Here is a 21,670-nt window from a genome sequence, read left to right on the forward strand (position 1 = left end):
ATCGCGGCGCAGAATTATTTCTGGGGCTGATTTGGATTTTTCATGCCAAAATCAGAAAATGCTGCTTTCACAGCACCTAAAAAATGCTATCTTTGGGTAGTATAGGATGGTTTCCAGAGGAATCCGCTGCGTATGCGACCAAATGTCTCTCACCCCACCGATTTGCACCCTATCTTTTCGTTTGCGAACGGCGAAATGGGCGCACTCTCAAACCATTTTATCAGGTCAATTGAAAAAATCACCGGGCAACCTCGGATCCGCAAATTGTACTTTGATTATGTTAAAGACGATTTACCACCCGAGAATTTCTGGTCTGATGCGCTCCGACGGCTGAATATTTCAATTGATCTGACACGCAGCAATACCGACGGCATTCCCGCCTCGATTCCGGCTACAGGCCGGGTTCTGGCGATTGCCAACCATCCATATGGGGTGATCGATGGTTTGGCGTTATGCGCACTAATGGCTGATGTGCGGCAGGATTATAAGATCATCACACATCGGGTTTTGCGCCAGGCACCTGCAGTTATGGACAAGATTTTGCCGGTTGATTTTGATGAAACCGAAGCCGCACTTGCCAGTAATTTGAAAACCCGTGCCGACGCTACTAAACACATGAAAAATGGAGGCGCGGTGATTATTTTTCCAGCCGGAGCAATTTCTCTAGCGCCCAACTTTGTTGGCAACGCTATCGACACCGACTGGAAAACTTTTGCGGCAAAGCTGGCGCAAGTTCCCGATACAACGACGATCCCGTTTTATTTTGATGGACGAAATTCACTATTATACCAGATGGCGCGCAGGATTAGTGTCACATTGGGCTATTCACTAATGTTCCGTGAAATCTGTAAAAAAATGGGACACTCAATCTCCCTACATATGCGCCAGCCAATTCATGCCAGCACATTATCGCAGTTTGGCTCCCGCACCGAAGTAACTGAGTATTTGCGCCGCTGCACATATGGCAGTGATAATATTCAGCGATAAAGTTCGGCTATAGTGATAGGCTCTAGCGATAGAGGTAGGTCGGGCTGGTCCAGCACAAGGTGCCATCTTCTAGCGTCACCCGAATAAAGATTGGATTATCCCCGTCGCCATCAAGCGCGACCTTGCGCTCGAACTGCAAGGTTTGATGCGGATTAATTGTCGGCAGCCGAAATAGCTTTAGGTAGCGCGGCAGAACCCCGCTATTATCAAACACCTCATCTTCAAAACCAATATCTTCCAGTGGAACACCAGCCTTGATCAATGGTGTTTCGATCTTCAGCGTGCCGCTATAAGGATCGGCTAGTATCATATCAAAGCCGCCAATATTTCCTGTCGTTAATGCACGCCAGTTCAATTCAACAGGTGATGGCTGGTTCAGCGTTTTATCCTTGTTGAAAAAATTAATCGAACTTGCCGAAATAATTTCATTTTCTGACAAGAAGGCTGATCCATCCCAGATCACCTGCCTGAAACGGCCCCGATATTCAGCGCCTTCCCAGATTACGCGAATACGGCTGCCAAGATCTTCCTTGGCATAGGGGCGAATAGTTTCAATCAAGTTTAAACCGTTGAAGATATCAACACGTTCAATTGCCACACTGGCACGGATATCTACCTTGATCGACACATCGCCCGATGGCAAATGGACAATATCACCCATAATTGCCTGATCTGCCGCTTTACCCGTGTCACGCCCATGGCGGGGATCTTCATGGAATTTTGTGCCGCCTTGCGGAAAATCTACATCAAGCGTGATCAATGGCCGGCCGTTTTCACCGCCAGTGGTGGCGTAATGGTGACGTTTCCGGATTGCCTCTAAAATCGCTTCACGGCTTAGTTTATCTATCAAAAAGCAAGTCAGCCCACCTACTGCCCCGAACAGCGCAGCGCCTGGATAGCTGGCACCAGGCCGGCCCTTATGCCCATCTGAATTAGCAACGATACCGACACGGTAACCAAGACGAAACGCATCTTGCACCAGCCATTCGAAACTGCCCCAGCTTGAATGAATTTCCATGGCCTTTTCAAACCGCCCGTCGTGTGCCAGTTCAATATCGGCATAACGGCCACCACAATGCGCGAAAACAACAACATCATCCTCGCCGTGCTCTGCAAAAGCGGCAAATAGCTCAATAGCTGAATTACAGTCAGTATCAATGTCAGAATGGTCGCTTACCAAGGCGTGCGACGACCGACGGATGGTGCGTCCTTCGGTTGGGAAATAGATATTGCGGTCACCGCCAAGCCCGGTATTGCCAGACCATTCATAGCCCGGAATGGCAACAAATTTACCATCCTCGTTAAACGCTTTACATAGGCGGTCAAGCTCACCCCATAAATCACCAGTAATCTGAAAATCGTTACCCTGATGACCTGTGGCATCAACAAACGCATAGTCACGCGCAAACCTGAAATAGGCCTCAGCGCTGCCGGTGCCGATGGTTTCCTCCGACTGGCCATGAAGGTCACCCCAGAAATGTCTCGATACTGGACTATCCTCAATCCGGATTGGGTTTGTCCGGCAAATTACGGTGCCTGACCGATCCAGAAAATCCACATGTAGATCAGCTGCCTCTGCAACCAAAAGGTCAGCAATCTCACCAGAAAAAGACCCGGGCTTCAGACTAACACTCTCGGGCAGCCCTTTAACAGGATGACTGGAGCGAGGATATAACACAATATCGCACTGGTCTGACGGATTGCCCCATTTATCCTCACCCTTGAATTTAATTGAAAACACCTCATTCACCGCACGGATTGTTGGTGCGACCGCCAAATAACGATCCGGCTTACCTGGAATAATTGTAATCGCCGGTTGGACGGGCATCGGCTGATAACAATAGGTCGCAATCGGATCAACCAATACATGGAACTCATAGCTCTCTTCACAGAATGTCTGCAACCGCATCCCCGGCGAGCCACCAGACCGGTCACCAAAGGTGATGGTAATTTGATCACCTTCACGCAAAAACCCACGCACAACTTTCACATAAAGCGTTCTATCCCACGGGCGCACATTACCCTTTGGATCATAATGATACGTGAGAATAGCATTGTTAGACGCTTCAATAGTCGTGTAGTTCGGCCCCTCTGGATCTTCAAATTGTGGTCGAGTTTGGTCACTAGCAAACCGAAAACAAACCCGGATTGATCCAGAATCATCAATGCCAAATTTGCCCGCTGTATAGGTAAGCACAAATGTTTGATAACTTCCCGCCTCAAAGGCGCCGTCGGGGGAAATAGAGACACTGCCCAGTTCATCAGCCGGAATGGGAAATGCAACTGGCGAGCTAGTTGTACCACCAGTGCCGCCTCCAGCAAGAACATCATCCCGGCTTCCCATTGGCATTTCAGTCATAACAACACCTTTGAAACTGATTGTTAAACTTCAGAATGGAGCAATTAAACACCTACATTGATGTTATGATAGCAGTTAATTCGCGTCCCGCAAGAACAAGACCAGATGCAAGAATCAACCATATGAGCAGCCGTTGAAACTGCTGATCATTTAACCGGCGAAACACAAAAATGCCAGTTTGCGTGCCAATAATCGAAAATGGAAAGGCCACCGCAACAATCAGCCAGATATGCTGGTCAATTAACCCACGCAACGCCATCAAAACCATCACCGTTCCCAAAACGATCATGTTAAACGGCTGTACCAGTGCGCGCCGACGCGCCTTGGACCAATCATAAAGTGAGCATCCCATAGTTAAAATCGCTCCGGACATTCCAGCCACCATTCCAAAGAGACCACCAATAAACCCAACAAACACATCGGCTAAAAGATAACGCTTGGTCAATTTTGGCAAAGTCTTACGAAAGGTAAAAAACCCACCAAACAGGATCAGCAGGCTCGCTGCCAAAAATTTCAGTATGGCGACATTGACCGCGTCCAAAACCAGATAGCCAATGATGATGCCAAACAGTGCCGGTACTAAAAACCGAAATTGGTCGGCCTTATCAATCGCATTGCGGACAGCATATAGGCCTTGTACCCCCCCAACTAGCGACATGATCACAACCGTGACAACCGCATCCAGTGGTGGCATCGCCGCCAGCCACCAACCAAGCGCAAAAAGGCCGGTGCCAAATCCAGCAAGACCATTGGCAAAACCACCAGCAAGCGCACCAGCGATGATCAACACTATTACATCAATGCTCATCACAGCCCAATTCTTCAAGCAAAGGTGCGGAGATAAATGGTCCAGGCATGACGGTTTCTAAACATGGGTAGAGCCGAAGGGCTACTGGCTTTGAATCAACCAACACTTGCCTAATAAATCTGCTCATAGGAGCCCCCGCTAACTCCAAAAGTCGTTCGGCCTCATACGCCGCAAACCACCCTTTGGGGCCTGCCGACGTTAGGCTTATTTTTTTAAACCGACAATCCCTTTCACCCTAGACTACCCATAAACTGTGTCATCATATTACTCTTGAAATAAAATTAGCGGCTTCGTCCACATAGATGATTAATGTAAATTGTGAGGTAAAACTAACACAGCATCATGTTTTCAAGCTGAACACAATCTCAGCCGTTGTTTATATCAGGATATAACAAGATGATTATTGAAGCTCAAATTTCAGCCGATTTTATAATCGTGATAACGGCAGTTCTTCTTGGCTGTTTTGTAAAGGGCGCGTTGGGATTTGGCCTGCCGCTGATTGCTACACCCATTATGCTATTTGCACTCTCGCTTCCCGAAACTGTTGCTATTCTTGCTTTGCCGATAATCGTGGCCAACATCCAACAAATCTGGCTGAACCGATCGCATTGGCGTATTTTGAGACAATTTTGGCCACTTGTCGGCGTCGCTACACTAATAATGCTAGTTGGGGCGCCAATTATGGTAACGGTTGATAGTCGTTTGCTCGGCATCTTGATTGGATCACTTATTGTGCTTCACGCTACCTTGTCCAGCTTTCCATTGCCCCAACTTCGCCAACGACGGATCAAAGCCAAAAGCCTCAAACGACTCATTGTTCCAGCAGGTATTACATCCGGCGTTCTAGGCAGTTTTACCAGCATGTATTCTTTTCCGAGCGTTCAGTTATTTATGATGATGCGTATTGATAAAAACGACTTTGCGATGTTACTTGGCGTGTTTCTATCGATGGGCTATACCGCTTTGTGGCTGGGTATTTCTAATGCTGGCTTTCCTGTTGGTGATAGCTTGTTTTTATCAGCTACCATGATTATTCCAGCCATCGTTGGACAACAAGCGGGGCACTTAACACGACAGCACATCACTGAAGAAACCTTTCGTCATTTTGTCCATTTTGCTCTGGCTTGCGGTGGTTTCACGCTTATGATACGGGGTCTGTGCAGTATTGTTTAAGGAGCAGCGGTAATGGCATATGATCACAATCAACCTGACTATATTGTCATTGGGGGCGGATCTGCTGGCTGCGTGATGGCCGCCCGTTTAAGTGAAGATCCGGCTTGTCATGTGGTGCTTCTTGAGGCCGGTGGCGAAGACCGCAACCCGCTAATTCATATTCCGGCAGGCTATATCAAGACGATGGTTAATCCGGCAATGAACTGGATGTTTGAGACCGAGCCCGAAGACAGCAGCGGAAACCGCCGGATCGCCATTCCGCGAGGTAAAGTGCTTGGCGGATCATCTGCGATTAATGCAATGCTATATGTTCGCGGCCAGTCAGCTGATTATGATGGCTGGGCCCAACGCGGCAATCGTGGCTGGTCATATAATGATGTGCTGCCGTATTTCCGTAAGGCCGAGCATTGTGAAGCATTGGCAAATGGTGATGATGATTTTGACAGCGAGATCCATGGCATTGACGGGCCGTTGAATGTGGCGCCGGTACGCACGCGCTATGAAGCCCTTGATATGCTGATTGATGCCGCGGAGAAGCTGGGCTATCCGCGCAACAAGGACTATAATGGCGCCAGTCAGGACGGGTTTGGCTATTATCAGGTAACGCAGAAAAACGGGCTGCGGTTTTCGGCCAAAAAAGCCTACCTACAACCTGCGCGAAGCCGGCCTAACCTTCGTGTTATCACCCATGCGCATGTCACCTCGATCAGCCTAAGCGGAAAGCGCGCCGATGGGGTTCATTATATCCGCCGGGGCAAGGCGCATCATCTAAAGGCGGGGCGCGAAGTTATCCTGTCGGCCGGTGCAATTCAATCGCCGCAAATTCTCGAATTGTCAGGCATCGGCGCGCCCGATCATATCAACCGTCACGGCATCAGTGTTTGCCATGAATTATCCGGTGTTGGCAGTCATCTAGCCGATCATTATATCTCGCGTTTATCATGGCGGTTGCGGCGGAATATTTCGCTTAACAACCGCGCGCACGGGCTTGGGCTTGCTGCCGAGATTATCCGCTATGGCCTGACCCGTCGCGGCCTGCTCAGCCTGCCGGCCGGGGTCCTTAGTGGGTTTGTTAGATCGCGTGACGGTCTTGCCGGTCCCGACATTCAATATCACATTGCTCATGCCAGCTTTGCTAACCCGGCAAAACGCGTCTTTGATAAATTCCCCGGCATGACCTTTGGCCCTTGCCAGCTTCGGCCAGAAAGCCGTGGCTCGGTTCATATCAAATCATCCGATCCTATGGCAGCGCCCGAAATCCGGCAATGTTACCTAAGCACTGATGAAGATTGCCGGGTGCATGTTGCCGGCATGAAAATCGCCCGATCAATCATGCAAAGTGAGCATATGGCACCGCTGGTTGAATCAGAAATGCGTCCGGGCAAAGAGCTTGATACCGATGATGCGCTGCTGGCTTATGCGCGTGAAACCGGCGTGACCCTTTATCATCCGGTTTCAACCTGCCGTATGGGGCCTGATGCAAAATCGGGTGATGTTGTTGATGCGCGGCTTCGGGTTTACGGCCTTGAGGGGCTGCGCGTAGTTGACGCGTCCATCATGCCAACATTGGTGTCCGGCAACACTAATGCACCGACGATCATGATTGCCGAAAAAGCGGCTGATATGATTATTGCTGATCAGCACTAGACCGGGCGGTTAATCCTAATTGCCGCTGAAGCAGGCTTGCATCGCTGTGGCATAGCTTTGCAAAAGATCGGGGTAAAGCTCGACGCCAGCAGGCAGATTACTGGCCACCGGATCTAACCTCCCAATGCGAACCTTGCTGCCCTCGGCGATCAGGTCTAAGGCTTTCTGTCCCAACAACGGTTCAGCGAAAATACAATCAATCTGATGTGTGCTGAGTTCGGAACGTAGCGCCTTTATCCGCGATGCCGTTGGCATGACGTCAGGCTCGCTTGTAATTGCCCCATGATTGCGCAAACCGAACCGACGCTCAAAATAACTATGTGCATCGTGCAGCACCAGAAATCTGGCGGCGGAATATGGTGCCAGCTGCCTTGCAATATCGGCCTGCAAACCTGCAAGACGCACCGACATCTGATCAGCATTCGCCGCATAGATCTTGGCATTTTCTGGATCGGCCTTGCCAAGCCGCGATGAGATCTCCCGAAGCATTACCTGAGCATTTTGCGGATCAAGCCAGATATGCGGATTAATCATATGGCCGTCGTGATCACCATGTTTTTCGTGCCTATCGTGATCGTCACGCTGTTCAAGGCCAGGCTTTTGATGTGCGGGCGCATCGTTGTTAAATTCAAGCAACATCAGACCAGTGGCATTGATCAGCGGTGTCGTTTGGGCGTGTGGCGCAAGCGTCGCCAGTGCTTTTGTTAGTGGCTGTTCCATCGTCGGGCCAACCCAGAAGACGATATCCGCCGCCTGTAAAATGCGGGCCTGTGAAGGTTTTAAGGTAAAATGATGCGCCGATGACGGCGCCTTAAGCAGCAATTCCGGCGTACCAATATCACCCATCACCGCCGCAACCAATGAGTAAATTGGTTTTATTGAAGCAACCACAGATAATGGTCTCTGCGATGCCATTGCAGTAGAATGTACCCCAATTAGGAGCAAGCCCAGCCCACAGAACCTAAAGAAACTGATCAGATGATTTATCGATCCTCGTACCATCATTGTCTTTCCCTAATCCATAATGCTGCAAGCTAGCTTGCGGTTGGGCTTAGTCGATAGTCAGCGCAGTCGACCACGCGTCGAAAGTTCATAATGTAATGTTATACTATAACAAACCAGAAAACTCAACCGACTTTTAATGATACCAGCATCTATGCAGCTGCCGGGTCATTCGCGCCGAGCTGATCGAATCACAAAGTGAGTGAAAACCGCCGCATATAATCTGGGGTGAATCGTGCGGCACCGGTGGTTTTGGTGTTTTCTGCTTGATTTCATCATTCCAGCGGCGTCAAACTAAACCTATCACTCAGTTGGCGGTCGCCAGGTGACGCTGTTCACATCATGATGTACTCCGTTATCAAGAGACAATTCCACCGTTTTTTTAGAGGTTATGATGAGCCAGAAAGATACTAATTTTTTCAATATTGATGCCATGGATCAAGGGATTGCTCGCACCCTTGGCGAGGGGCTTACGACCCGTATTTTCCCCGGTGATCACGCGATGTTATCAGTGGTCCGCATTGCGCCAAATGCTGTTGGCGCAATCCATGGTCACCCGCAGGAACAATGGGGGGTGATGCTGGAAGGCAGCGCGATCCGCATTCAAGCCGGTGAAGAAATTCCCGTTCAAAAGGGTGATTTCTGGTGCAGCCCGTGCGGCGTTGAACATGGCATTATTGGCGGGCCTGACGGTGCTGTCATCCTCGATGTCTTTAGCCCACCACGCCCAGAATATACCCGCCCCGGAAGTGGTTTTGCAACGGAGTAAATAAATGTCAGTTCAAATTTTTAAAAATGACTTCGCCCCGCTATCTGCCGAGAAACTGATACAATGGGCCAGCATACCTCCAGCAATTGCCGGTGATGTGATGAACCGTCAGAATGTCATGGCGGGTCGCATCTCGCCGCTATCAACCGGAATGACAATCGTTGGACAGGCACGAACAGTCAGCGTTCTTGCAGGCGATAATGCCGCCCTTCATGAGGTGATTGGCCGCTTGAACCCAAAGGAGGTTCTGGTGATTGACGCAGCAAACTATAGCGATCGCGCGGTCTGGGGCGGAATTTTGAACACACGCGCGAAGTTGCGCGGCATAAACGGAGTTGTGCTTGATGGCGCGGCGAGAGATGCAGCTGAAATGCGAGCTATGGGGTTGCCAGTTTTTTTGAGTGCTTTATCGCCTGCAGGACCGCACAAAGGCTGGGGCGGCTCAATTGATGATCGCATCAGCTGTGGTGGAGTTGTTGTCATGCCAGGTGATATAATTCTCGGTGATGACGATGGCGTTACTGTTGTGCCACTAAACCGCGCCGATACCATACTTGAGGCGTCACTTGCGCGTATGGCATATGAGGCTGATATATTGGAAAAGTTAGCGTCAGGAGCCGATGTAAGCGGATTATTTCCATCACCAGAATTGGAAATAATATCTTAGTTCAACTTTGCGCAATAAGATAGGTGAGCACATCTTATTACACGCTAATTTTGCAGACTTAAACATATTTTGGGATATATAATTTCCATAGCCTCATGTGAATCACAATAAGACACCTGACTTTTCAATTTAATGAACCTAACGTCAATGCTTGAAAGACGGGCTTACATTATTTCATGTTAATCTCTGGAGCCAAACTTACGTTAGGGAGAGCACCAGAACCTATTTGAAAGGCAGGGACGAAACAAAAACCAACTTCGCACAGTTGTTATACAAAACTGCATGAAAAGCTCAGCTCTCCGCTAAACTTTAAAACATTCACCAGACACTGACCCTAGCCGAACTTACCATAGACCAAATTCGGCAACCAAGTGACGACATCTGGGAAGAGCGCAACAAGCACAAGCACACCAATATAAGCCAGAAGAAACGGGAGAACCGCAACCGAAATCTTGTCAATTCCAAGGTTTGTTATTCGCGCAGCAACGAAAAGGTTTGCGCCAACAGGCGGCGTCAAAAAGCCCACCTCACAGGAAATTACCATCACAATGCCAAATACTATAGGATCAATACCGAGCGCCACCACGATAGGCAGCAGCAAAGGCGTAAGAAGAATAATCTGAGCAATTGACTCAAGGAACATGCCAGTAATTATCAAGATTACTGAGATAATCATCAGCAGCAAGAATGGGTTTTCCGTCACGCCACTTAAAGCTTCTCCAATCATGTCCGGAACAGACAAAAGGCTCATCAACTCCCCAAAAGCTTTGGCTGGACCTACAATAATCAAAACTGCACCTGAAATCATTGCGGTCACTTTTAGGCAGACCAGTATTTTTTTAACTGTTAGCTCTCTGTAAACAACACCACCAATCAGTAATGCATAAAAAACAGCTACAGACGCGGCTTCTGTGGGGGTAAAAGCCCCACTGTAGATACCCCCGAGAATTATGAATGGAGCAAGTATGGCCCATTTCCCATCAGCCATTGTCCTCCCAACCTCTGCCCAAGAGAAAATTGAACCATCACCAACATAATTTCGCCGTTTGGCGATTATATAGACCGTTAACATCAACAGAGCAGTTGCAAAGAAACCAGGTATGAAGCCAGCGAGAAATAAACGCGGAATGGATTGTTCGGCAACAATACCATAAATAATCATTAGGTTACTTGGCGGAATGAGACTCCCAAGCGCACCGCCAGCTGCAGCAATTGCACCGCCCATCGCAGGATCCCAACGCTGCTTAATCATTGATGGTATCATAACAGCGCCGATAGCAGCGGTAGTCGCTGGGCCAGACCCAGACAAGGCTGCAAAAAAAGCACAGCCCAGAACTGCCACTAGACCCAAACTTCCCGTATAATTGCCGATCATTGATTGCGCCATATTCACAATACGGCGTGCCATACCTCCCTGCTCCATTAAGGAGCCCGCGAAAACAAATAATGGAACTGTTACCAGCGGGAATGGCTCCACGCCAGTATACATGGACAGCACAACTTGAACCAAATTCAGGTCCATCATAAAATAACCAATCGCTGTACCTATAGCGACAGCTATTGGAATTGGAACTGCGAGAACAATCATTAAGATCATTGAGCCAAACATGATCAAAGCCTGCTGGCCTTCTGACAGGTCAAAAATAAAGTCCATCAAAAGGTCAAGCATGAGGTAAATCCTCATCGTCACGGGGCTCTAGGATTGGCTCGCCATATTTTATCCAGCGATAATAAACCTGCGCCAACCTCAAAGTCATCAGACCAAAGCCAAGGATAAGGCACATGTATGGCCATTTTTGATCAATATCTAACGCTGGTGAACGGTATTCGTCTTTCCAGAAAGACAGGTCCAACAAAATGCTCTGATAGGTGAGAAAAATTCCAAAAAGAAACCATATAAGATCACTAAAAATTGTCATCCCAAGGGCCATTTTTGATGGCAACAATTGTACAAAATTCATCACACGAATGTGCGCGCGCTCTCGAACTGCCCATGCGACTGAGATATAAACTGACCACAACATTGCATAAATTGCCAATTCGTCGGACCAAGAGGTCGGCATATTAAACAAGTAGCGCATGACGACCTGGAAAAACACCATCGAAGCCATGAACATCACAAGAATACCAGCTAAAATTTCTTCAAAATGTTTTTCTAAAAATTTCCACATTTTAGCAATCTCACTTGTCAAAATGTAAAAGCTGGCCCCCAGGTTTGGGAGCCAGCTTGTAAGTTACTTATTTACTTTGCCGCTGCATAGATCTTATCCATGATTGCGGCATACTCGGGACCGCGCTCCTTGGCGAAAGCAGTGTGCACAGCCTTTGCCTTTTCAACCCAAGGGCCGATATCTGGCTGAGTAAACGTCACACCGGTCGCTTCCATCTTTTTTTGCACGATAGACATACCGTAGTTAGTGTGGAACCGTGATGCAGCAGTGGCAATCTTCGCCGCCATTTGCATAGCTTCCATTTGACTGTCGTCAAGCTTTTTCATAAACGAGTCACTAACAAAAAATGGCGGAGCCAGGACAAAATGTCCAGTCATCGCTACATGCTTTGCAATGTCGTGGAACTTCTGTGAGTACTGAACGTCCAAAGGCAAGTCACCGCCATCAACAGTTCCAGTCTGCGTAGCGGTCAGCGCCTCTGACCAAGCAATTGGCACAGGGTCTGATCCAAACGCCTTATATGTATCAACCATCACAGTGTTTTTTGGCACCCGATACTTCATTTTTGCAAAGTCAGCTAGATTGTTGATAGGCATCTTAGTGTTGTAGATGTGACGGAATGAGAACAGTGGGATCGTGACAAGGTGAACACCAACTTCTTTTGGCATTCCACCCCAAATGTCTTGACCAACCGGACCATCTGCAATCTTCACAGCATGATCATAGTTTTGGATCATATAGGGCAGCACCAACAAATCAATTTTTGGGTAAAATGGTCCGGCGTTGTTCTGCGCAATCATTGTCCCATCAAGAGTGCCAAGCTGAAGTTTCTTAAATTGCTCCTGCTCACTACCCATTTTATGGCAGCAGTGCACCTTCACACGTACCGTGCCGCCTGAAAGTGTCTCGAAGCGCTCAGCAAACAAATGCATGAAAGTGCCATATGGGTGGCCTTCGTTAACCGAGTAACCAATGTTCATCGTTACTTTTTTTGCGTTTGCAGGTCCTGCTACTAGCAGCAGAGCCGCAAACATTGAGCCAAGAACTGGCTTTAAAATTTTCATTTCTTCCTCCCTAAAATCAAATCCAACAAGCCTATAACTTCACTAGGCAATTAACTTTGATTAAAAAAACGTTCCAAAATTTTAATGGTTTTGCAAGTTAATTGATCACTTATCTGCCGGTGTATGAAAAAGAATGTTCTTTAGTCTCAAAAATAATTAAATTTTATCGCCAAAAGAATTTGGTGTTAACGCCGCTGGACCAGATTGAACCCTGAATGCCTGAGCTTCTATGATAAGTTTGTGTAAATTGTTACAATGGCAATCAACGCAAGCGCAATGAGTGCCGCACGGCGAAAATGTTCGTTGCCCTGCTGACGAAAAAACTGTGCGCCCAAATAATTTGACAACACATATATGGGGGCACTGATGATGCCAAACGTTAAAACGTCATTGCTGAACTGACCGTAAACAAGTAAAGCAGCAAAGTTAATCAATGACATTGAACTGAGTGCAATGACAATATTGCCGCGGGTAGTGCTTGCATTATCCGGTAATGACATTAACGCTGTCACTAGGGGAGGCCCGCCCATTCCAGCAGCGCCTTGTATAAATCCGCCTACCAACCCTGAACCTGACATAACAGACTTGCCGACAACACCCTTTATACGCCAGCCCGAAGCGAGAAGAGCCACGGTCATTAGTAGAGTAAAAGAAATGACCAGTTTCATTTTAGCGGGATTGACCTCAACTAAAACAGCGGTACCTAAGGGCACGGCAACAATAATACCGATTAACATCGGCATAACAGTCTTTAAATTCGAATCACGAATACTAGTTGGCACGAGGTAAAGTATCGTTGGAATCTCAATTATAACGAGTATAGCAACAGCAACAACTGGCGGGAGTGTGAAACTAAGCGTTGGCACAATTACAAGTGCTGCGCCGAAACCGAGAAAGCCCCGCATGAACCCCCCAGCCACTATGCTAAGCAGACAAATTAATAAATTTTCATAACCAAGCCCAAGAAAATCCATTTTTCTAATTTATCAACCCTTAGTTCGCTGTTTACAAATTTCATACATCGCCAAGCCAAATACAGATAAAAAGATTAGCCCCCCGCCAAAAAGGGTACCGTGACTTGCGAACTCATCAAAGAAGATCCAAACCCATATTGGTCCAAGCGCAAATTCAAGAAGCATAATAAGAGGGATTTCAGCAGCCTTTAAAACTTTTGTAGACAGCACTAGAAGGGTTTGCCCACAACCTTGCAAGACGCCGCCCCAAATAAAACATAATGCTATGTCGCGTATTTCTGGTACAGCGCTCCACTGACTAAAGATCAATCCAACGACCATGCTAAAGAGCCCAGTAAGTAATAGCACTGGCAACATTTCTACATGCCTATTTCGCCGAAGGGTGACAGCAAAGCAGGAAAAACAAAAGGCTGTCATCAAAGCAAAGACTACGCCCACCAATCCCTCTGAAGTAACGTCATTAGCTATAATAGAGAAGATACCAATGCTCGCAGTGGCCATCGCGAGCTGGGTGGCTCTGTCAATGCGCTCCCCTATCACAAAAAATGCAATTAGGGCCGTAATAAAGGGCGCGAGGGCAATGGTAAATGTTGTATTGGCAACTGTAGTGTTTGAGAAAGCAAAAACATAAAAGGTCTGAGCTCCAGTAAAAAACAGGGCGCCAAGTATACCTTGCCTTCCAATGCTCCAGATTGCCGAAAAAACCCGCTGCCTGTAAAGAGCAGTCAAGACGACTAACATCACAAATGAAAGTGCGAGCCCTCGAAAAAAAACAACTCCAAACGGATCAATATTGTCTAAGCTGCGAAAAATAAGGCCAGCAGTGCTCACAATGGTTGCTGATGCAATCATCATTTTAATTGCTGAGTGCCGTTTTACAACTGAAGAAAGAAAAGTCACCATCGATAAGTCCAAAGGCCTGCAAGTTTTGGGAGAACCGGGTAAAAGCTAAATTTTGACTTAACAGACAAAGCGGCTTAAAAACGGCATTCAGAGTACTGGCTGGCTTGACATGCAGTCGCCTGCGCGACAATTTCATCAAAAGTTCGCGCTGGCAATTCTGCAGCAATTGCCTGAACCATAAACGCAGCGTTGGGGTCAAATTCAGCTGATAACAAGAACCAATACAGCGCCTTTCTTAGACTTTTTTCGACACCCATTCCTTCGTGGTAGCTGTTTGCAAGAGCCGTAAAAGCAAACGGATAACCCTGCTTCGCCGATTGCCTAAAAAGCTCAACAGCTCGCAGTTGGTCTTGGGCCACCCCCTGGCCAGTCTGGTAGAGCAAACCAAGACTTGCCTGTGCAACTTTGTCACCAGATTCTGCCAATGGTACCCATAGTTTGACTGCCTCATCTGGTTTGCCCTCTGAGAGTTTTACAAAGCCAGAATTTAAATCATCTGCAACGGCTGAGGACATATAAAACGCAACCATGGCGATCAATATTATCTTTAGCCACTGCAAATTTTTCTCTCCTAAATATGAGCTTTTGGGCAAATCAAATTGGCAAACATTAAATTTTAGCCATATGATCTTAAAACATGTAGGCTATGAGCGACTTTTTAAAAGTTAAACATCAATCATGTGAGGCGCGTCAATGATCATTTATCGATCAGCAAAAGTGATTGAAGAACTATTCTTGTCAGCCATCCAGAAAATCACTGCACCCAAATCCGTAAAAGATACAATTTACGGAACCTTTCTTGCCCTTGCAGCTTTGTTCTGCCTGTTGTTTGCATTTGAGCAGTTGATTGGCCGTTGACATGTTGATTGATTAGCTTTTAATGCGCAGTCACTGGGAGCCCATGAAATATTCAAGAATAGCTGTTTGATCAAGGGTCCCCATCCCAGCTTTTTCTGCACTGATGAACTCTTCTCGAGCCACTCTTCCAAATTGAACTTTGTGGTTTGCAATTTCTGCAAGCTCTATTGCCATATTCAAATCCTTAACCGCCATAAAAATCGGAAAGTCTGGCGTCAGGTCGCCTGCAAGAACTTTTTTAGGATAATTTGTATTGAGTTGACCAAGCCCAGCCGCCGTTGAACTCATCAATTTTGCCATAGCCCTTACATCAAGTCCCGCAGCCTTTGCTAGAGAAAGCGTTTCTCCAGTCAATGCGTTATTGACCATAGCCATGTAATTATTGACAAGTTTTGCTTTCAAGCCGCAACCTACTGGACCAACATGAAGAATTGTATCGCCAACGGCGTTGAAAACACCATCAAGCGCTGCAACGTCATCTGCCTCTCCACCCGCCATCACGAGAAGGTTGCCGGTGATTGCCTCCCGAGGTGTCCGGCCAACAGGTGCATCAACAAATCTGTGACCCCGGTTGGCAACACGCTTTGCTGTTTCCATCAATTGTGGGTATGAGCCTGTCGACATATCCACAATAAGGCTGTTTGGTGCACAGGTTTCCAAAACGCCACCCTTATCAAACAACACTGCATCAACAACATCACTGTTTGGCAGTATCATCATAATTACATTACGTTGATCAGCCGCCTCACAGGGATTAGTCGATCCGGCCAAGGCGACGCCCTTAAATCCGTCGACAACATTCTGCTGAATGTCGCACACAGCAACGTCAAAGCCCTCTCGAATAATGTTTTTTGCCATTGGAGCTCCCATAATTCCGAGCCCAATAAAAAGGATTTTTTGTTCCACAGTTCCCAACACTTCCTAAAGCTACACTCACATAAGAATTTGATTAAAAGAAAGTTTGATCAATACAGATACATATTGTCTACTTAGGTAACTCTCCATATGGAAGATATCCGCCGGCAAGTGTTATGCCACAATCAGCAACAGTGACAGAACCTGTCATGGCGCTCGATAAATCAGATAACAAAAACAAAGCAATATTGGCAATCTCTGACGGCAAGGCCATTCTGCCCAGCGGCGTCATGTTGAGAATTGGTGATAAATCCCGTCCCGCTGCTTCCTGTTTTCTGATAAATGGGGTGTCAACCCAACCCGGACAGATTGTGTTGACACGGATATTTTTTTTGCTCCATTGAACAGCCATGGCCTGGGTAAGATTCTTTATTGCTGCTTTACCAGCGCCATATCCTAGTACAGGCCCAGGTCTCAAGGCCAACACTGATGACATTGTAACTATAGAACCTCCACCTGTGGCTAGCATTCGCCTGCCAACTAATTTGCAAGTAACGAATGTGCCGTTGATATGATTTTCAAGCACTCTTTTAAAATTTTCTAGTGGCATTTCTTCTATTGGTTCTCGGGTTGGCATTATGCCCGCGGAGGTCACACAACCGTTAAAGGCAGGCATGCTTGTAGAGAGCTTCTCCAGCGCAGCATCTATTGATCCTTCAGACTCAACATCACCAACCGCAAAGTGAGCGCGACGGCCAAGCGCTGTGCATAACTCTTGCGCCGCATCACCATTAATATCAATGATACCAACCGTAGCCCCTTCTTTATGCGCAGCAGTGCAAATAGCGGCTCCAATACCGCTGGCACCACCTGTAACTACGATCGATTTTTGTTGAAGTCTAATCATCAAACCACAATCCTTTTCAAAGAATTTTTATCGCAAGGAGAAACGATTACACCATCACGGACCTACAACTGCAAATTTTTCATATTTGAACAATTCGCATGAGTTGGTAACTTTGCATACAACCGTAGTACAGCTAATCGCACTGAGTACAATTTCTAGTTGAATTGAAAAAAATAATTTCTTGAAAGTTGGTACAATGAAACATGACAATCACACCCTTGACGCTATCGTTGTTGGTGCAGGGTTTTCAGGCCTATATCAGCTGTATTGCTTGCGTGAAAAACTAAATCATAAAGTTAAGGTTCTTGAGGCTGGAGGTGATGTAGGGGGCACCTGGTATTGGAACCGCTACCCCGGTGCGCGTTGTGACTCTGAAAGTCATACTTACTGCTACTATTTTGACAAGCATTTGCTTGAAGAATGGTCATGGTCTGAACGGTATCCTGGACAAGCAGAAATCTTGCGCTACCTAAATTTTTGCGCCCAAAAACTGGACCTCAAAAAAGACATTCGTTTTAATGAGCGTGTGATAAAAGCCGAGTGGGACGCTAATTCACAACTTTGGCACGTAAAAACACAAACTGGTCAGACTTTCATAGCGCGTTTTTTAATTACTGCCGTTGGGTGTCTTTCTTCAGCAAATATGCCAGATATTGATGGCCTTTCTGATTTTAAAGGTGAAATTTATCACACTGGTCAATGGCCCCATGACACAGTTGATTTTGAAAAAAAGACAATCGTCGTTATTGGTACAGGCTCAACCGGAATTCAGGCAATTCCTGAAATTGCGAAGTATGCGAAAAAACTTTACGTGCTTCAGAGAACGCCTAATTATAGCGTACCCGCGCGTAATAGGCCGCTATCCAAAGATTTCCATTCGGCATTCATCGAAGACATTGATTCTTGGAGATCAAAAATGCTTAAGTCACGCCATGGACACCCATGGATAGCACCGGATCGTCAGGTCCGGAAAACCTCACCAGAGGAACGCTACAGGATTATGGAATCTGCATGGGAACATGGTGGGCTCAGTTTTCGTGAAAGTTTTGACGATGTACTCCTAGATGAAGAGTCAAACAACATAATGTCTGAATTTATCAGGCAGAAAATCATGAGTACCGTCCGCAATGTCGAAACAGCGAAAAAATTATTACCGAAAGATCACCCGTTTGGTACCAAGCGGCCACCAATCGATACTAATTATTTTGAGACATACAACCTTGAACATGTGCATCTTATTGACGTCAGGCAAAACCCTATAGCTTCATGCTCCTCTGCAGGAATAATATTTACCGATGACACAAAAATAGAAGCGGATATGATAGTCTTTGCGACAGGCTTTGACGCGATGACCGGAGCACTGCAAAAAATGAACCTTAAAGGGAGGGACGGCCTAAAACTAGAGGAAGCGTGGCTTACTGGCCCACAAACATATCTAGGTCTAGCTGTCCCAAAATTCCCAAACATGTTCACCATAACTGGGCCTGGCAGCCCATCAGTATTAACAAACATGCCACGCGCAATTGAACAGCATGTCGATTGGATTACAGATTTGCTATGCCACATGGTTCAGAGAGGTTACTCCAAGGTTGAAGCCAGCGAGGCAGCTGCCAACGAATGGACCGAACATGTTACCGATGTAGCCAACAAAACGCTTTTACCGAAAGCTAATCATTCCTGGTACCTTGGGGCAAACGTTCCCGGAAAACCACGGGTCTTTATGCCATACGTTTTTGGATTAAATCATTATCGGAACCACTGTGATTCCATCGCGGCAAGCGGATACCAAGGCTTTCTAATCACTGAGTAAATTTACCCAAGCCGGTCAGAAAACGGAGTGGTGAGTTATGACTGAAAACGTTGAAATTTTTGACTACATAATAATAGGCGCAGGCTCGGCAGGGTGCATTCTAGCAAACCGCCTCAGCGCATGCGGTAAGTATAGTGTCTGCGTTATTGAAGCAGGCCCAAAAGACTGGCACCCTATGCTTCATATACCAGCTGGTTTTGTCAAAACTTTAGTTAACCCAAAATTCAACTGGATGTATTCGAGCGAACCAAGTGCGGGCACCAATGGCCGCACCATACCAGCTCCCCGAGGTAAAGTGCTTGGTGGATCAAGCTCAATTAATGGAATGGGGTTCAACAGAGGCCAGAAAATGGACTTTGATGTCTGGGCACAAAAAGGCAATACAGGTTGGTCCTATGACGATATTTTGCCTTATTTCCGAAAATTTGAGAGTTATCAGTCCCAGGATGATCAGTCCTATCGCGGCACCGATGGTGAAATGACCATCAGTGATCTCGATTGGCGAGACCCTCTCTGTGAGGCCTATATCAAAGGAGCAGAGAGTCTAGGCATTTCAAGGAATGCAGATTACAACGGTGCGACACAAGAGGGGATTTCATATCTTCAACGTACCGTACGTGGGCGGTTTCGCATGAGTGCTGCCCGAGCTTTTTTAAACCCAGCTAAAAGACGTCCTAATTTGCGAGTGGTTACAAACGCCCACGTTACCCGCATTCTTTTACAAGGAAAGCGCGCAACTGGCGTCACATTCAAACTCGTTAAAAATCAAGAAATAGAGCGGCAAATTGATGCAGGCCGAGAACTGATTTTATGTGCCGGCGCTATTAATTCTCCGCACCTTTTACAGCTATCAGGAATTGGCGACGCGGATCATTTAAAAGAGATTGGCTGCGAGGTACGTCATGACCTGCCAGCTGTGGGAACCAATTTTCAGGACCATTACGCGACCCGGTTGACGTACCGGGTTCGCGGAGTTAACACAATCAACAATCGCGCGCATGGACTGCCATTGATTGCTGAGATTGCAAAATACTGTTTTGGTAAAAAGTCGATATTAAACCTTGGCCCAACAGCCGTTTTTTGTTTCCTTAAGTCAAATGAGAGTCTGAGCTCCCCTGATATCCAGATCAACTTTACCCCGGGAACGCACCAACGTGGCATGCAGTCTACGTTGGAGAAACAGGCCGGATTTACCATGGCGACCTGGCAACACCGTCCCGAGAGTCACGGATATATCAAGGCAAAAAGCTCAAACCCATTTGAGCACCCAGAAATTCAGCCAAATTACCTGGCCGCCGAAACTGACCAAAACGTAATTTTGGCGGCAATCAAAATATGTCGTAAGCTCGCTCAAACTGATGCCTTGAGACCTTTTATTGTAGAAGAGACTTTTCCAGGTGTTGCCTGCCAAAATGATGAGGAATTGTTGAATTCAGCGCGTGAAATCGGTCAATCAATATACCATTTGATGGGAACCTGCCGTATGGGTACCAGAAATGACAAAACTGCCGTTGTGGATGCAGACCTAAAGGTTCATGGCATTGAAAATATTCGGGTAATTGACGCATCTATAATGCCAACTATGGTATCGGCAAACCTAAACGCAGCGGTAATGATGATTGCTGAAAAGGGGGCAGACATGGTTCTTGGGAGCAATTGATAGTCTTTTAATCAAAAAAAACTATTCCGATATTTTTGAGAGGTTTTTTAAAGTTCTGTATATTCCTGTTGTCCAATCCTCCTCCCCACGTCCCGCTGCACTTGCAATATTGTATACCTCACGGGCAACAGAACCTGTGGATAACGGTACTTTGGAGGATGCTCCAGCCGTTAGGGCTAGACCAATGTCCTTACGCGCCAGATCCAACATAAAAGCTGGCAAGGGATTGTCGCATAAGGCTTTCTCTGGCCAAGCCGTGGTGATGTGCCCAAGCCCTGCCGGAGTCTTAGAGATCACTTCCACCATTACGTCTTGACTAACACCCGACTTAAGGCCTAGTGCTAACCCTTCTGCCGTAACAAGGTTAGATACGGCTGAAATATAGTTGTTAACTAACTTTACGACAGAACCTGAACCTAGTTCACCACAGTATGTTATAGCCTCTCCCATGCATTCCAGGAATGGCACCACACGATCAATATCTTGTTTTTTGCCTCCAACCATGAAAGTTGACTTCCCATTGATTGCATGCGCCGATGTTCTGCCTACAGGAGCATCAACCATAGAAAACCCCCGATCGACAAGGCGTTTGCCAATCTGACGAGTTTCGTCTGGCAGTATCGTGCTCATATCAACAAATATTGCATTACCAGACATTCCATCCGCAATTCCATCTGGACCGAAAACAACCTTTTCTACTATTGATCCAATCGGCAAAATGGCAAAAATCGCCTCGCAGCCTTGTGCGGCTTCTTTTGGTGACTTCGCACCTTTTGCGCCTTGCTTTTCAAGGGCAGCTACAGCTTCTTGCGAAACGTCATAGACCGTAACGTGGTGACCATTTTTTATAAGATGAGGGCACATTGCGCTACCCATCTGCCCTAGGCCTACAAATCCAATTTTTGCCATATGCGCGCCCTTTCCAAGCGACTATATAGAAAATCTAATAGTGATACTTCTAAGAATATTACGCAATAATGCGACACTCACTGTTAGCCTAGACCAGATTTTTTTTGAGGAACCCGACAAAACAAAAGACTGTCCTCTTCAGCACAA

At 46.8% G+C, this 21,670-nt stretch carries 20 protein-coding genes; 8 read left to right on the forward strand and 12 right to left on the reverse strand.

Features of this window, described 5'->3' with window-relative positions; all coding sequences use genetic code 11:
* The first annotated feature begins 264 nt into the window (after window positions 1-264).
* Window positions 265-987 (forward strand): lysophospholipid acyltransferase family protein, encoded by a 723-nt coding sequence (locus tag AB8881_04115; GenBank protein ID XDZ64075.1) that lies wholly within the window; start codon window positions 265-267, stop codon window positions 985-987.
* A gap of 22 nt (window positions 988-1,009) precedes the next feature.
* On the opposite strand, the gene AB8881_04120 is transcribed toward AB8881_04115, so the two are convergent.
* Window positions 1,010-3,346, reverse strand: a complete 2,337-nt coding sequence (locus AB8881_04120) for a DUF3604 domain-containing protein (GenBank protein ID XDZ64076.1) — start codon at window positions 3,344-3,346, stop codon at window positions 1,010-1,012.
* A 52-nt stretch (window positions 3,347-3,398) separates the two neighbouring features.
* Window positions 3,399-4,154, reverse strand: a complete 756-nt coding sequence (locus tag AB8881_04125; GenBank protein ID XDZ64077.1) for a sulfite exporter TauE/SafE family protein — start codon at window positions 4,152-4,154, stop codon at window positions 3,399-3,401.
* A gap of 396 nt (window positions 4,155-4,550) precedes the next feature.
* Here AB8881_04125 and AB8881_04130 point away from each other — a divergent pair, with 396 nt between their 5' ends.
* On the forward strand, window positions 4,551-5,327 hold the full coding sequence (locus tag AB8881_04130) for a sulfite exporter TauE/SafE family protein (protein XDZ64078.1): 777 nt from the start codon (window positions 4,551-4,553) through the stop codon (window positions 5,325-5,327).
* A gap of 12 nt (window positions 5,328-5,339) precedes the next feature.
* The gene (locus tag AB8881_04135; GenBank protein XDZ64079.1) at window positions 5,340-6,974 is read left to right on the forward strand and encodes a GMC family oxidoreductase; all 1,635 of its coding nucleotides are present in this window, start codon (window positions 5,340-5,342) and stop codon (window positions 6,972-6,974) included.
* A 15-nt stretch (window positions 6,975-6,989) separates the two neighbouring features.
* On the opposite strand, the gene AB8881_04140 is transcribed toward AB8881_04135, so the two are convergent.
* Window positions 6,990-7,889 (reverse strand): zinc ABC transporter substrate-binding protein, encoded by a 900-nt coding sequence (locus tag AB8881_04140; GenBank protein XDZ64080.1) that lies wholly within the window; start codon window positions 7,887-7,889, stop codon window positions 6,990-6,992.
* A 481-nt stretch (window positions 7,890-8,370) separates the two neighbouring features.
* Between AB8881_04140 and AB8881_04145 the strand changes: the two genes are divergently transcribed.
* On the forward strand, window positions 8,371-8,745 hold the full coding sequence (locus tag AB8881_04145; protein ID XDZ64508.1) for a cupin domain-containing protein: 375 nt from the start codon (window positions 8,371-8,373) through the stop codon (window positions 8,743-8,745).
* A 4-nt stretch (window positions 8,746-8,749) separates the two neighbouring features.
* A complete protein-coding gene (locus AB8881_04150; GenBank protein ID XDZ64081.1) occupies window positions 8,750-9,412 on the forward strand; it encodes an RraA family protein in 663 nt (220 codons plus the stop codon).
* A gap of 334 nt (window positions 9,413-9,746) precedes the next feature.
* Here the strand turns inward: AB8881_04150 and AB8881_04155 are convergent, their stop codons facing one another.
* The 6 genes from AB8881_04155 to AB8881_04180 form a co-directional block, all read right to left on the reverse strand.
* Window positions 9,747-11,081, reverse strand: a complete 1,335-nt coding sequence (locus AB8881_04155; protein ID XDZ64082.1) for a TRAP transporter large permease — start codon at window positions 11,079-11,081, stop codon at window positions 9,747-9,749.
* A complete protein-coding gene (locus AB8881_04160; protein ID XDZ64083.1) occupies window positions 11,074-11,604 on the reverse strand; it encodes a TRAP transporter small permease in 531 nt (176 codons plus the stop codon). The genes AB8881_04155 and AB8881_04160 overlap by 8 nt, the downstream gene beginning before the upstream one ends.
* A gap of 50 nt (window positions 11,605-11,654) precedes the next feature.
* Window positions 11,655-12,647 (reverse strand): TRAP transporter substrate-binding protein, encoded by a 993-nt coding sequence (locus AB8881_04165; GenBank protein XDZ64084.1) that lies wholly within the window; start codon window positions 12,645-12,647, stop codon window positions 11,655-11,657.
* A 227-nt stretch (window positions 12,648-12,874) separates the two neighbouring features.
* The gene (locus AB8881_04170; GenBank protein ID XDZ64085.1) at window positions 12,875-13,621 is read right to left on the reverse strand and encodes a sulfite exporter TauE/SafE family protein; all 747 of its coding nucleotides are present in this window, start codon (window positions 13,619-13,621) and stop codon (window positions 12,875-12,877) included.
* Window positions 13,622-13,633: 12 nt separating this feature from the next.
* Window positions 13,634-14,524: a DMT family transporter gene (locus tag AB8881_04175; GenBank protein ID XDZ64086.1), complete on the reverse strand. Its 891-nt coding sequence runs from the start codon at window positions 14,522-14,524 to the stop codon at window positions 13,634-13,636.
* A gap of 74 nt (window positions 14,525-14,598) precedes the next feature.
* Window positions 14,599-15,084, reverse strand: a complete 486-nt coding sequence (locus tag AB8881_04180; protein ID XDZ64087.1) for a tetratricopeptide repeat protein — start codon at window positions 15,082-15,084, stop codon at window positions 14,599-14,601.
* A 133-nt stretch (window positions 15,085-15,217) separates the two neighbouring features.
* On the opposite strand from AB8881_04180, the gene AB8881_04185 reads away from it, so the two are divergent.
* On the forward strand, window positions 15,218-15,382 hold the full coding sequence (locus AB8881_04185) for a hypothetical protein (protein XDZ64088.1): 165 nt from the start codon (window positions 15,218-15,220) through the stop codon (window positions 15,380-15,382).
* A 30-nt stretch (window positions 15,383-15,412) separates the two neighbouring features.
* Here AB8881_04185 and AB8881_04190 read toward each other — a convergent pair whose 3' ends face one another.
* Both AB8881_04190 and AB8881_04195 read right to left on the reverse strand, forming a co-directional pair.
* Complete coding sequence (locus tag AB8881_04190; protein XDZ64089.1) at window positions 15,413-16,288, reverse strand: NAD(P)-dependent oxidoreductase; 876 nt, start codon at window positions 16,286-16,288, stop codon at window positions 15,413-15,415.
* Window positions 16,289-16,367: 79 nt separating this feature from the next.
* Complete coding sequence (locus AB8881_04195; protein ID XDZ64090.1) at window positions 16,368-17,144, reverse strand: SDR family NAD(P)-dependent oxidoreductase; 777 nt, start codon at window positions 17,142-17,144, stop codon at window positions 16,368-16,370.
* Window positions 17,145-17,340: 196 nt separating this feature from the next.
* Between AB8881_04195 and AB8881_04200 the strand changes: the two genes are divergently transcribed.
* Window positions 17,341-18,954 (forward strand): flavin-containing monooxygenase, encoded by a 1,614-nt coding sequence (locus AB8881_04200; GenBank protein ID XDZ64091.1) that lies wholly within the window; start codon window positions 17,341-17,343, stop codon window positions 18,952-18,954.
* Window positions 18,955-18,991: 37 nt separating this feature from the next.
* Window positions 18,992-20,614, forward strand: a complete 1,623-nt coding sequence (locus AB8881_04205) for a GMC family oxidoreductase (GenBank protein ID XDZ64092.1) — start codon at window positions 18,992-18,994, stop codon at window positions 20,612-20,614.
* 21 nt (window positions 20,615-20,635) lie between these two features.
* On the opposite strand, the gene AB8881_04210 is transcribed toward AB8881_04205, so the two are convergent.
* Window positions 20,636-21,523 (reverse strand): NAD(P)-binding domain-containing protein, encoded by an 888-nt coding sequence (locus AB8881_04210; GenBank protein ID XDZ64093.1) that lies wholly within the window; start codon window positions 21,521-21,523, stop codon window positions 20,636-20,638.
* Window positions 21,524-21,670: the final 147 nt, after the last annotated feature.

The sequence above is a fragment of the Alphaproteobacteria bacterium LSUCC0396 genome (genome assembly GCA_041228345.1).
In the GTDB taxonomy this organism is placed as follows: Bacteria; Pseudomonadota; Alphaproteobacteria; order Puniceispirillales; family Puniceispirillaceae; genus UBA3439.

Bases quoted from the DNA above. Each gene is read 5' to 3' on its own strand.
- AB8881_04130 (XDZ64078.1), top strand. From the start codon at position 4,551: ATGATTATTGAAGCTCAAATTTCAGCCGATTTTATAATCGTGATAACG.
- AB8881_04135 (XDZ64079.1), top strand. From the start codon at position 5,340: ATGGCATATGATCACAATCAACCTGACTATATTGTCATTGGGGGCGGA.
- AB8881_04170 (XDZ64085.1), bottom strand. From the start codon at position 13,621: ATGGATTTTCTTGGGCTTGGTTATGAAAATTTATTAATTTGTCTGCTT.
- AB8881_04155 (XDZ64082.1), bottom strand. From the start codon at position 11,081: ATGCTTGACCTTTTGATGGACTTTATTTTTGACCTGTCAGAAGGCCAG.
- AB8881_04175 (XDZ64086.1), bottom strand. From the start codon at position 14,524: ATGGTGACTTTTCTTTCTTCAGTTGTAAAACGGCACTCAGCAATTAAA.
- AB8881_04200 (XDZ64091.1), top strand. From the start codon at position 17,341: ATGAAACATGACAATCACACCCTTGACGCTATCGTTGTTGGTGCAGGG.
- AB8881_04125 (XDZ64077.1), bottom strand. From the start codon at position 4,154: ATGAGCATTGATGTAATAGTGTTGATCATCGCTGGTGCGCTTGCTGGT.
- AB8881_04165 (XDZ64084.1), bottom strand. From the start codon at position 12,647: ATGAAAATTTTAAAGCCAGTTCTTGGCTCAATGTTTGCGGCTCTGCTG.
- AB8881_04195 (XDZ64090.1), bottom strand. From the start codon at position 17,144: ATGATTAGACTTCAACAAAAATCGATCGTAGTTACAGGTGGTGCCAGC.
- AB8881_04140 (XDZ64080.1), bottom strand. From the start codon at position 7,889: ATGGCATCGCAGAGACCATTATCTGTGGTTGCTTCAATAAAACCAATT.
- AB8881_04205 (XDZ64092.1), top strand. From the start codon at position 18,992: ATGACTGAAAACGTTGAAATTTTTGACTACATAATAATAGGCGCAGGC.
- AB8881_04120 (XDZ64076.1), bottom strand. From the start codon at position 3,346: ATGACTGAAATGCCAATGGGAAGCCGGGATGATGTTCTTGCTGGAGGC.
- AB8881_04145 (XDZ64508.1), top strand. From the start codon at position 8,371: ATGAGCCAGAAAGATACTAATTTTTTCAATATTGATGCCATGGATCAA.
- AB8881_04150 (XDZ64081.1), top strand. From the start codon at position 8,750: ATGTCAGTTCAAATTTTTAAAAATGACTTCGCCCCGCTATCTGCCGAG.
- AB8881_04210 (XDZ64093.1), bottom strand. From the start codon at position 21,523: ATGGCAAAAATTGGATTTGTAGGCCTAGGGCAGATGGGTAGCGCAATG.
- AB8881_04185 (XDZ64088.1), top strand. From the start codon at position 15,218: ATGATCATTTATCGATCAGCAAAAGTGATTGAAGAACTATTCTTGTCA.